The organism is Lapillicoccus sp. (assembly GCF_036559105.1).
GTDB lineage: Bacteria > Actinomycetota > Actinomycetes > Actinomycetales > Dermatophilaceae > Lapillicoccus.
The window spans coordinates 1-10,731 of record NZ_DATBTV010000012.1; the positions used below are offsets into that span (position 1 = coordinate 1).

The following is a 10,731-nucleotide window of genomic DNA, read 5'->3' on the forward strand; positions in this document are numbered from 1 at the left end:
TCCAGCCCGGCGACATGGCGTCGTCGCCGACCCGCTGCCCGTCGATCTCGACCTCGTAGAGCCCGTGGGCGGTCGCGTAGAGGCGAGCGTGCTCCAGTCCCTTGCGCACCGTGAAGTCACGTCGCACCAGCGGCGGCGCGCGGTCGTCGGAGTCCGCGTCCTCCGCCCACGGCGCCCTCACCGGCCGGGCCGCCCAGTCCTCGGGACGCAGCAGGCCGGCCTCGACGTCGGCGACCGGGCTCCAGTCGGACGACGAGCCGTCCGTGCCGGTGACCCGGACGCATACCGAGGCGTGTTGCCGGGATCGCAGCTCGTCCGCCGGCCAGGGCATCAGGACGCTGTCCGGTGACGTCACGCGCTCGTGGTGGCGGTCGTCCACGCGGAGCTCGTATGCGGCCTGCGTCCAGCCCGCCGGCGCGGTCGTCCGCCAGGAGATCCGTGGCCGGGACTCGCCGATCCCTAGCGCGCGACGATGATGTTCGAAGGTCGGGGCCTCCACGGTGACGGTCACGGGCCTCATATTGACACGTTTCAAGTTCTCGGAAAAGATGGCCGCGGACGCCGCGTCGTCCGCCCCTCACCGGAAAGGACCGTGCGTCGACGATGACCACGACACCACGAGTCGCCCTCGTCGGGACCCTCGACACCAAAGGTGCCGAGTACCACTGGATGGCGGACCGGCTGAGCGACCTCGGCGTCGACGTGGTCGTGGTCGACACCGGGATCCGGGCGCCGAGTGCCTTCACCGACGACGTCAGCGTGGGCCACGAGCGCGTGGCCGAGGCCGCCGGCACCGACATCGACACCCTGGTCGACGGCAACGACCGCGGCGCCGCCGTCACCGCGATGGGTGAGGGGGCCGCCGTCGTGCTGGCCGACCTCGCGTCGCGGGGCGAGCTCGACGGCGTCCTGGCGATGGGGGGCAGCGGCGGGTCGTCGATCGCCGCCCGAGCCGTCCGTGACCTGCCGATCGGCCTGCCCAAGCTGATCGTCTCGACGATGGCCTCCGGCGACGTCTCGCCCTACGTCGGCGCCTCGGACGTCACGATGATGTACTCCGTCGTCGACATCGCCGGCATCAACCGGCTGTCGCGGTCGGTGCTCGGGAACGCTGCCGGCGCGATCGCGGGGATGGCCCGGGAACACGTCGGGCGTCGCAGCGAGGCCGCCACCGACGAGCGCCCGTTGGTCGGCGCCTCGATGTTCGGCGTCACGACGCCGGCGGTCGACGCGGCCCGCGAGCGCCTCGACGAGCTGGGCTACGAGACCCTCGTCTTTCACGCCACGGGTTCGGGCGGCCGGGCGCTGGAGGCGCTGGCGCGGTCCGGGATGCTGGCCGGCGTCCTTGACATCACGACGACCGAGCTGGCCGACGACCTCGTCGGTGGCGTCCTCAGTGCCGGACCGGAGCGCCTGACGGCGGCCGGCGCCACGGGGGTGCCGCAGGTGGTCAGCCTCGGCGCCCTGGACATGGTGAACTTCGGACCGAAGGACACCGTGCCCTCCGAGTTCGCGGACCGGCAGTTCTTCGTGCACAACCCCACGGTGACCCTGATGCGAACGACGCGCGAGGAGAACGCCGAGCTCGGGAGCCGGATCGGCACGAAGCTCGCTGCCGCGACCGGGCCCACCGTCCTCGTCGTCCCGCGCGGCGGGGTCTCACTGCTGGACGCGCCCGGGCAGGCGTTCCACGACCCGGAGGCCGACGAGGCGCTCTTCAGCGCCGTGACGGCGAGCGTCGACGGCAGCGGCGTCACGGTGATCGACGACGACGCAAACGTCAACGATCCGGCGCTGGCACGGCGGATGGCCGACGAGCTGCACGCCCTCATCGCCGCTCGCAGCGCTAACGGCGTGGAGGGCTGAGATGGACCGCGCCACCGCGCTCGGACGCCTTCGCGCCACGATCGCCGCCGGAAGGCCGGTCATCGGAGCCGGTGCCGGTACCGGCATCTCCGCCAAGTCGGCCGAGGCCGGCGGCGTGGACCTCATCATCATCTACAACTCGGGGCGCTACCGGATGGCCGGACGTGGCTCGCTCTCGGGTCTGCTGGCCTACGGCGACGCCAACCAGGTGGTCGTCGAGATGAGCCGGGAGGTGCTCCCGATCGTGCGCGACACGCCGGTCCTGGCCGGGGTCAACGGCACCGACCCGTTCCGGCTCATGGACAAGTTCCTCGACGAGCTCCAGACCATCGGCTTCTCGGGCGTCCAGAACTTCCCCACGGTCGGGCTGTTCGACGGCAACTTCCGGCAGAACCTCGAGGAGACCGGCATGGGCTACGACCTCGAGGTCGAGATGATCCGGCTGGCCGCCGAGCGCGACCTGCTCACCGCGCCCTACGTCTTCGACGTCGAGTCGACCATAGCGATGACCCGTGCCGGTGCCGACGTCCTCGTCCCCCACATGGGGCTCACCACCGCCGGAACCGTCGGCGCCACCACCGCGGTCACCCTCGACGCCTCGGTGCGCAAGGTCCAGGAGATGCGCGACGCCGCCGTCGCGGAGAACCCCGACGTCATCGTCCTCTGCCATGGCGGACCCATCGCCGAACCCGAGGACGCCGCGTACGTCCTCGCGAACACCACCGGCGTGGCCGGCTTCTTCGGCGCCTCCTCTGCGGAGCGCCTGCCCACCGAACGTGCCATCAAGGCCCAGATCGAGCAGTTCAAGGCGATCCCGCTCGACTGAGCGAGCCGCATACCCCGAAGGGAACCCGCATGATCGACACGAGCACCCTCCCCACGGCCAAGCACGACCCGGAGTCCGTCCCGACCCGGGTCTTCGACTGGGGCACCATCAAATGGCTGGTGACCCCGAACCTCGACGCCGGGATCGGGCTGACCACCGGCGAGGTGATCATCTACCCGGGCAAGGGCCACGACCCCCACGTCCACCCGGGCGAGGAGGAGGTCATCTACGTCATCTCCGGTGAGGGCACCCAGACCGTCGGCGAGGACGGGGAGGCGTTCGCCATCAAGGAGGGCGACGCGGTCTACATCCCCAAGAACACCCTCCACTCGACCTACAACACCAACTGGCGCCCGCTGCGGCTCGTCGTCGTCTACACCCCCGGCGGCGCGGAGACCGGCCTGGACCAGCTGCCCGACGCGCGGATCCTGGAGCCCGGCGTGGCGTCCAGCTGGAGCCAGTCGACCTGATGCCGGTGCTCCCGCCGGGCGCGTGGCTCAACCCCGACTCCCGGCCGCCGTGGTGCGAGGTCACCGCGGCCGGGCGGTTCGCCGTGCCGCGCGACGGTGGCCGGTTCGACCGGCACCACCACGACGACCACGAGCTGTGGTTCATCGCCGAGGGCAAGGCCAAGGTGCTCACCGACGGGGCCGAGCACTACGTCCAGACCGGTGACATCGTGCTGACGCAGGCCGGCGACAGCCACGACGTCGTGGAGGTATACGAGGACCTGCGCGGGTTCTTCGTCGAGACCGGCCATCCCGCGGGTGGAGGGGCGGGGCACCTTCACGCGTCCGACGCGGATGCCGAGGGTCATCCCGTGCCGGCGTTTGCGGTGCCCTCCGACTTCCCGGTGCGGTGACCATGCGGGTCGCGGTCACCGGCAGCTCCGGCAAGCTCGGCTCGGCAACTGTGGAGCGGCTCCGGGCCGACGGTCATGAGGTGGTCGGCTTCGACCGCGACGGTATGCCCGGGGCCGGGTTCGTTCGGGTCGACCTGACCGACTACGGGCAGGTCCTCGACAGCCTGCTCGGCGTGACCGCTCGGCACGACGGTCTCGACGCGGTGGTGCACCTGGCAGCGATTCCGGTCAACGGGCTGGTCCCGGACGCGGCGACGTTCCACAACAACGTGACGGTGACGTTTAACGTGCTTCACGCCGCGCTGCGGGCCGGGATCCGCACCGTCGTCATGGCGTCGAGCATCACGGCGATGGGGTTCCCGTTCGACGAGCCACCGCCCTACCTGCCGGTCGACGAGGACGTGACGCTGGCCAACAACACCTACGGGCTCGGCAAAGTCGTCGAGGAGGCGTTGGCGGCGCAGCTGGTCCGCTGGTACCCCGGCCTGGGGATCACCGCCCTGCGGTTCACCAACGTGGTGGCCCCAGGCGAGTACGACACGTTCGAGGGAGCGAGTGACCCCGCATACCGACGCAGCCTGCTGTTCTCCTACGTCGACGCGCGGGACGGTGCGGCCGCCGTTGCCTTGTCGCTGGACCGTCCGGAGCCGGGGCTGCGGGTCCTGTCGATCGCGGCGCCCGACACCGGCAGCGCCATCCCGACCGCCGTGCTGGTGGCGATGCACTTCCCCGACGCGCCCGTGCACGGGACGCTCGGCGAGTTCGAGACGCTCGTCTCGATCGACCGCGCCCGTGAGCAGATCGGGTACGCGCCGACGCACCTCTGGCGCGACGAGTACCGGCGGGAGTGACGCGCCCGCTTCGGGCGGTCAGCCGGGAGGATCCGCGACACCCCACTGTGGTGGATCCTCCCCGTTGGTCGTCGTGGCGAGGCGGATCCCGAACGTGGTCGGCTCGACGGGGACGCGGTAGCGCTCCGGGAGGGCCGGGCCGCACGAGGCACTCCCGAGCCCTTGCTGGGCGTGGTCCAGGTTGAACCAGACCCGGCCGCTGTCGCGCAGATCCGTTGGGCGCCGGGCGTTCTCGAGGTCCTCGGTGGTCCACCGCCGGGCGGTTAAGTCGAATAGGGAGCCCGCCGCGCGTGCGTGCAGGGTCGGCAGGCCGTCGCCGGTGACGCGGAGCCAGCGAGTCTCCACGTGGTTCCCGTTCTCCTCGGGGACGAGGTAGTGCGTCTGAAGGTCGTCGATGCTCCGCGCGTAGCGGCCGACCAGCGCCGCCGCCGTGAAGTCGACGTAGGACTCGCCCGGGCCGCGGCCGAACCACTCGACCGACCGGTACCCGCCGGGCAGCCCGAACCGCAGACCGAGCCGCGGGAGCGTCAGCCGGTATGCGCCGTGCGGGGTCTCGTCCCAGGGGCCTTCAGGGGGACGGCACGCGGCGGCAGGTGCACCGCCGCAGGCTAACACTCTGGTTGACACGTTTCAATGATCCCTGGCACACTGCACGCGTCATCGTCGATGAGGAAGGACCGCCATGCGCCTCGAGGGCCAGCGAGCCGTCGTCACGGGAGCCGCCGGAGCCCTCGGCCGGGTCATCGCCGAGACCCTCGCCGCTGAGGGCGCGGACGTCGCCGGGCTCGATCTCGACGCCGTCGGGCTCGATGCGACGGGCGAGCTGGTCCGGGCCCAGGGTCGCGGCTGGACGTCCGCGGCCGTCGATCTCACCGACTTCGACGCCGTCCAGGAGGCCGTTGGGAAGATCGTCGCCGAGTGGGGCGGCGTCGACGTCCTGCTCAACGGCGCCGGCGGCGGCGCGGTGAGCCCGTTCCACGAGATGACGTACGCGACGTGGACGACCCAGATGGACCGCAACCTCAACTCGGTCTTCAACGTGACCCGCGCCGTGCTCCCGTCGATGCTCGACCAGCGCCACGGCCGGATCATCAACATCGCCTCGATCGCGGCGGTCAGCGGCGGCCGGCTGGTGCGCAACGCGACGGCGTATGCGACGGCGAAGGCCGGGGTCATCGGCCTGACCAAGGCGCTGGCCATCGAGGTGGCCGCCCAGGGCGTCACCGTCAACGTGCTCGCGCCGGGCGCGCAGGCCACCCCGGGCCGCGACCGGGACACCCCGGAACGCCGCGAGGCCCTGCTCGCGCAGATCCCGACCCGCCTGCTCGGCGAGCCGGCGCACTTGGCCGAGACGGTCGTCTTCCTCGCATCACCGGCGGCGGTCAACGTCACCGGCGTCGTCCTGCCGCTCGACGGCGGCCACTCGATCTGAAAGGCGCACCCATGGCGGACCGTCTCGCCCGCGGCAAGGCGAAGTTCGACGAGGTCTACGGCGAGGGCCGGTCAGAGGGGCTCGTCGCCATGCAGACCGGGCTCGCCCAGGACCTGGCGCGCTACGGCATCGAGTTCAACTTCGGCGACATCTACTCCCGCCCGGGTCTCACCCTGGCCCAGCGCGAGTTGTTGACTATCGCCGCGCTCGTCGCCATCGGTGGTCTCGAACCGCAGCTGCGCGGCCACACGCGGGGCGCGCTCAACGTCGGCTGCACCCCCACCGAGATTCTCGAGACGGTGATCCACACGGTGCAGTACTCGGGGTTCCCGCGGGCCCTGAACGCCATCCGCGTCGTCACCGACACCCTCATCGAGAACGGCGCCGAGATCCCCGAACCGCTGGGTCCCGACGCCTGACATCACTCTTGACGTCATCATGACTTGACAGTGACGTCATTTTGACGTCATAGTGGCGTCATGGATCTCAGCAACTACGTCGACACCCTTCGTCACGAGCTCGCCGTCGCGGCGCGCTCGGCCGGACCGGAGGCCGAAAACCTGGCCGAGCGGCTCACCGCTCCGCTGGAGTCGGCCACCCGACTGGTCCTCCAGGAAGCGGTGTCCGACGCCGCCCAGGAGATCAGCCGTGACCTCGCGCCCGGTTCGGTGGACGTCCGCCTGCGCGGCCGCGAGCTCGGCTTCGTCGTCGACCGCGGACCGGAGGACCGCGGCGCAGCGACCGGCACCGCGGGCTGGCCCGCGACCGGCTCCGCCGCGCCACCTCCGCCGCCCGACGTGCCGCAGGACGCCGGTGAGGCCGGCACCGCCCGCATCACGGTCCGCCTCCCCGAGACGCTCAAGGCCCAGGTCGAGGCCGCCGCCGAGCGTGAGGGCGTCTCGGTCAACGCCTACCTCGTCCGGACCCTCGGTGCAGCGATGCAGCCGGGGGCCGGCGCGGCGGGGGCGCCGACCTGGCACCAGTCGGGCAACCAGCTGAGCGGGTGGGTGCAGTGACCGGCCCCCAGGACACGCCCCGGGACACGCCCCGGGACACGCCTCGGAACGTCCCGCAGGACAGCCCGCTGGACGCCGGCCGGGGCACCACCACCGGCACCGCCGACGGCGCGCACACCTTCGAGGTCGGCGCCCCGATCACCCTCGCCGTCACCCTGGAGTTCGGCACCGTTCGCGTGCACGCCCAGGACACCGGCACGGTGACCGCCCGGATCAACCCGGCCCGCTCGACCCGTCGGGTCGACGTCGAGGCCGCTGAGCGGACCCGGGTGCACTTCGCCGACAACGCGCTGGAGATCCGGGTGCCCGGATCAACCCGCCGCTTCTTCGGCAGTCCCGGCTCGGTGGACGTCGACGTCGTCGTCCCCACAGGGTCGTCGCTGCGGCTCGACGCCGGCTACGCCGAGGTTGAGGTCATCGGCACGGTCGACACGTGCGCCGTCAAGTCCTCCTACGGCGACATCCGGGTCGACGACACCGGCCGCCTCGACATCGACAGCCAGGGCGGCGCCGTCACGGCCGGCCGGGTGGGCGGACCGGCCAAGGTCAGCAGCACCTACGGCCGGATCCGGATCCGCGAGGCTGCCGGCCCCGCCGACCTCGCCACCTCGTCCGGCGACATCTCCGTCACCCGGGCGTTCGCCGACGTCACCGCTCGCTCGGCCTACGGCCAGGTCGCCATCGGCGAGCAGGTCCGCGGCTCGGCCTCGGTCTCCGGGTCCTACGGAGCGGTCACCGTCGGGATCCCGACCGGCACCGCGGCATACCTCGACCTGCGGTCCGACCACGGCCAGGTCCGCAGCGAGCTGGACCGCACCCCCGAACCCCGTCCGGACATCGAGCGGGCGGCGATCCGCGCGCGAACGTCCTACGGCGACATCACCATCCGACGAGCCTAGAGAGAACGGACAACGAGATGACCACCATTCAGATCCAGGAGCCTGCCATCCAGGTACAGGGCCTGGAGAAGTCGTACCAGGACGTCCACGTCCTGCGCGGCGTCGACTTCGAGGTGGAGCGGGGTGGCATCTTCGCCCTGCTCGGCTCGAATGGCGCCGGCAAGACCACCGTCGTGAGGATCCTTTCAACTCTGCTCAAGGCGGATGCGGGGACGGCCAACGTCAACGGGTTCGACGTCGCCACGGAGGCCGCTGACGTGAGGCAGTCCTTCAGCCTGACCGGCCAGTTCGCCGCCGTGGACGAGATCCTCAGCGGTCGGGAGAACCTCGTACTGGTCGCGAAGCTGCGACACCTCGAGGACCCGGGCGCGATCGCCGACGACCTGCTCGAGCGGTTCTCGCTCACCGACGCGGCCGGCCGCAAGGTGGCCACCTACTCGGGCGGTATGCGACGCCGTCTCGACATCGCGATGAGCCTCATCGGGAGCCCGCCGGTCATCTTCCTCGACGAGCCGACGACAGGGCTCGACCCCCAGGCCCGGATCGAGGTGTGGCAGGCGGTCCGGAAGCTCGCGCACCAGGGGACGACCGTGCTGCTCACGACGCAGTACCTCGACGAGGCCGAACAGCTCGCCGACCGGATCGCGATCCTCCACGAGGGCCGGATCCTCGTGAACGGCACCCTCGCGGAGCTCAAGCAGCTCCTCCCGCCCGCCACGGTCGAGTACATCGAGAAGCAGCCGACCCTCGAGGACGTCTTCCTGACCCTCGTCGGCACCAGCGAGTCCCAGACCAGCGAGTCCCAGACCAGTGAGGAACAGCGATGAGCACGCACTTCATCGGCGACACCGCCGCCCTGCAGGGACGGTCCCTGCGTCACATCCTGCGCAGCCCGGACACCATCATCACGACCGCGGTCATGCCGATCGGCTTCATGCTGCTGTTCGTCTACGTGTTCGGCGGCGCCATCGACGTCGGGTCGGGCTCGTACGTGAACTACCTGCTGCCCGGCATCCTCATCATCACCATCGCGTCCGGCATCTCCTACACCGCGTACCGGCTCTTCCAAGACCTCCAGAGCGGCATCTTTGAGCGGTTCCAGTCCATGCCGATCGCCCGGTCGTCGGTGCTGTGGGCCCACGTCGGGACCTCGCTGGTCTCCAACATGGTCTCCGTCGTGGTCGTCGTGCTCGTCGCCCTGCTCATGGGCTTCCGTACCGGGGCGGGTCTGCTGGCGTGGCTCGCCGTCGCCGGGATCCTGGTCCTGTTCACGCTGGCGCTGACCTGGGTGGCCGTCATCCCGGGTCTCACCGCCAAGACCGCGGACGGCGCGATCGCGTTCTCCTACCCGCTGATCTTCCTACCGTTCATCAGCTCGGCGTTCGTGCCGACGGAGACGATGCCCGGACCGGTCCGCTGGTTCGCGGAGCACCAGCCGGTGACGTCCATCGTCAACGCCATCCGCGCCCTGTTCGCGCAGCAGCCGGTCGGCAGCGACATCTGGGTCGCCCTGGGGTGGATCGTCGGCATCCTCGTGGTCGCCTATGCCTTCGCGATGCTGGCCTACCGCCGCCGGATGGCGTAGGCGGACCTAGAGGCGGCTGAGCTCGGTCAGCGTGACACTGCGCAGGCCGCGCTCGGCCAGCCGGGTCAGCAGCCAGTCGGTCGTCTCGACGACGTCGTGGCGAGCGGAGGTGCCCTCGTGGAGGACCACGACGGCACCTCCGCTGATCTGCGCCAACAGGCGCTGCTCGCGCCACGACCCGGGTTCGGGGGGCGGGCCGTCGGCGACGGCGAGGGTGCCGAGCACGCATCGCATACCGAGCGCATGGGCCTCGCGGACCATGGTGCGGGTGGTCCAGCCGGAACCCGGCCGCCACCAGCTGACCTCCTGGTAGGGCGCCAGGAGGTCCCGCGCCTCGGTGAGGTCGTCCCGGAACCGGCTGCGCGACAACCGGATCGACGCCTCGTCGTGCATGAGGTGGTCGCCGAGCTCATGGCCCTCGTCCACGATCCGGCGGACCACGGCCTCGTTGCCGACGACGCGGTCGCCGATGACGAAGAACGTCGCCCGCGCGTCGTGTCGGGCGAGGACGTCGAGGATCGCACCGGTCAGCTCCGAGTGGGGGCCGTCGTCGAAGGTCAGCCCGACCACCGGTTCGTCGGTCTGGCGAGAGCAGCAGACCGTCGGCAACGCCACCCCGGTCGCCCACCGGGCCGACGCGTCCAGGGCATGACCGGCGGTCTCCCCTGCCCATTTCCCGTTCATCGCGCGGCGGCCCGCCCGGCCTCGAAGAAGGTCACGACCGCCTCAACGTCCGTGACGTCGGCAGCGTCCCGGAGGGCGCCGAACGGCGCGTTCCAGAACTCGCCCTCACGCGGTGTCCACGGGCCGACGTAGGCGTAGGGACCGGTATGCGTCGAGTCGCCGGGCGACGCGCCGTAGTTGACCTCGCCCACCGCGAGGCCGACGTCGAAGTGCTCCGGCCACAGAATGGGTTCGACGTCCGGAGCGAAGGCCCGCAGCGCCGCGTCGCCGCGGACGAACCAGCCGAGCAGCCGGTCGAGGGCCACGGTGTCGACGGCGAGCGCCTCGTCCGGGTCGACGCCCGAGCCGACCGCGTAGACGTCGGCGAGGTCCGAGACCTCCTGGCCCGTCGCGGCGGCGAGCTCGCGGCAGGTGCCCTCCAGCCGCGTACGTCCGCCGTCCCAGACCAGGTCGGACCCCTCGACCCGGACCGGCGCGAGGTGCCCACCGAACCCGCCCGGGCGCACGCGCAGCTCGATCGAGCCCAGGGTCCGGAACTGTGGCCCGGCGATCACCAGCTCGGCGACCCCGTGCAGCGAACGGCGCGTGGCGACTAGCGCCTGACTCTCCAGGTCGTCCATCGGCCCTCCTCCGGCGTCGGATGCCCACCGTCTCACGCGAGCCGTTCCTCGCGCCCGGCCGTCTCCGCTCCGGACCCGACCTCCTCCCGA

General features: G+C 71.3%; 15 protein-coding genes. 11 read left to right on the top strand and 4 right to left on the bottom strand.

Going from position 1 to position 10,731, the window contains the following annotated elements:
* A partial coding sequence (locus tag VIG79_RS00935; RefSeq protein ID WP_331880959.1) for an alpha-L-rhamnosidase N-terminal domain-containing protein occupies positions 1 to 511 on the bottom strand: 511 nt, incomplete at its 3' end.
* Positions 512 to 603: 92 nt separating this feature from the next.
* Between VIG79_RS00935 and VIG79_RS00940 the strand changes: the two genes are divergently transcribed.
* From VIG79_RS00940 to VIG79_RS00960, 5 genes are read left to right on the top strand one after another with little or no spacing between them, the layout of a single operon-like run.
* Positions 604 to 1,866 (top strand): Tm-1-like ATP-binding domain-containing protein, encoded by a 1,263-nt coding sequence (locus VIG79_RS00940; RefSeq protein WP_331880962.1) that lies wholly within the window; start codon positions 604 to 606, stop codon positions 1,864 to 1,866.
* Between the two features lies 1 nt (position 1,867).
* Positions 1,868 to 2,692, top strand: coding sequence for a phosphoenolpyruvate hydrolase family protein (locus tag VIG79_RS00945; protein ID WP_331880965.1), 825 nt, complete (start codon positions 1,868 to 1,870; stop codon positions 2,690 to 2,692).
* Positions 2,693 to 2,721: 29 nt separating this feature from the next.
* A complete protein-coding gene (locus VIG79_RS00950; protein ID WP_331880967.1) occupies positions 2,722 to 3,162 on the top strand; it encodes a cupin domain-containing protein in 441 nt (146 codons plus the stop codon).
* Positions 3,162 to 3,554 (top strand): AraC family ligand binding domain-containing protein, encoded by a 393-nt coding sequence (locus tag VIG79_RS00955; protein ID WP_331880969.1) that lies wholly within the window; start codon positions 3,162 to 3,164, stop codon positions 3,552 to 3,554. The genes VIG79_RS00950 and VIG79_RS00955 overlap by 1 nt, the downstream gene beginning before the upstream one ends.
* Before the next feature lie 2 nt (positions 3,555 to 3,556).
* Entirely contained in the window at positions 3,557 to 4,405 is an 849-nt protein-coding gene (locus tag VIG79_RS00960; RefSeq protein WP_331881049.1) for an NAD(P)-dependent oxidoreductase, read from the top strand.
* Positions 4,406 to 4,423: 18 nt separating this feature from the next.
* On the opposite strand, the gene VIG79_RS00965 is transcribed toward VIG79_RS00960, so the two are convergent.
* Positions 4,424 to 5,032: a beta-galactosidase small subunit gene (locus VIG79_RS00965; protein WP_331880971.1), complete on the bottom strand. Its 609-nt coding sequence runs from the start codon at positions 5,030 to 5,032 to the stop codon at positions 4,424 to 4,426.
* 55 nt (positions 5,033 to 5,087) lie between these two features.
* Here VIG79_RS00965 and VIG79_RS00970 point away from each other — a divergent pair, with 55 nt between their 5' ends.
* From VIG79_RS00970 to VIG79_RS00995, 6 genes are read left to right on the top strand one after another with little or no spacing between them, the layout of a single operon-like run.
* Positions 5,088 to 5,837, top strand: a complete 750-nt coding sequence (locus tag VIG79_RS00970) for an SDR family NAD(P)-dependent oxidoreductase (protein WP_331880973.1) — start codon at positions 5,088 to 5,090, stop codon at positions 5,835 to 5,837.
* Between the two features lie 11 nt (positions 5,838 to 5,848).
* Positions 5,849 to 6,256: a carboxymuconolactone decarboxylase family protein gene (locus VIG79_RS00975; protein ID WP_331880975.1), complete on the top strand. Its 408-nt coding sequence runs from the start codon at positions 5,849 to 5,851 to the stop codon at positions 6,254 to 6,256.
* A gap of 60 nt (positions 6,257 to 6,316) precedes the next feature.
* The gene (locus VIG79_RS00980; RefSeq protein ID WP_331880977.1) at positions 6,317 to 6,853 is read left to right on the top strand and encodes a toxin-antitoxin system HicB family antitoxin; all 537 of its coding nucleotides are present in this window, start codon (positions 6,317 to 6,319) and stop codon (positions 6,851 to 6,853) included.
* Positions 6,850 to 7,752 (top strand): DUF4097 family beta strand repeat-containing protein, encoded by a 903-nt coding sequence (locus VIG79_RS00985; protein WP_331880979.1) that lies wholly within the window; start codon positions 6,850 to 6,852, stop codon positions 7,750 to 7,752. Before VIG79_RS00980 ends, VIG79_RS00985 begins: the two co-directional genes overlap by 4 nt.
* 17 nt (positions 7,753 to 7,769) lie before the next feature.
* Positions 7,770 to 8,579 (top strand): ABC transporter ATP-binding protein, encoded by an 810-nt coding sequence (locus VIG79_RS00990; protein WP_331880982.1) that lies wholly within the window; start codon positions 7,770 to 7,772, stop codon positions 8,577 to 8,579.
* A complete protein-coding gene (locus tag VIG79_RS00995) occupies positions 8,576 to 9,337 on the top strand; it encodes an ABC transporter permease (RefSeq protein WP_331880985.1) in 762 nt (253 codons plus the stop codon). The genes VIG79_RS00990 and VIG79_RS00995 overlap by 4 nt, the downstream gene beginning before the upstream one ends.
* 6 nt (positions 9,338 to 9,343) lie before the next feature.
* Here the strand turns inward: VIG79_RS00995 and VIG79_RS01000 are convergent, their stop codons facing one another.
* Positions 9,344 to 9,952, bottom strand: coding sequence for a polysaccharide deacetylase family protein (locus tag VIG79_RS01000; RefSeq protein WP_331880988.1), 609 nt, complete (start codon positions 9,950 to 9,952; stop codon positions 9,344 to 9,346).
* A 65-nt stretch (positions 9,953 to 10,017) separates the two neighbouring features.
* Positions 10,018 to 10,641, bottom strand: a complete 624-nt coding sequence (locus tag VIG79_RS01005; protein ID WP_331880991.1) for a hypothetical protein — start codon at positions 10,639 to 10,641, stop codon at positions 10,018 to 10,020.
* Between the last annotated feature and the right edge of the window lie 90 nt (positions 10,642 to 10,731).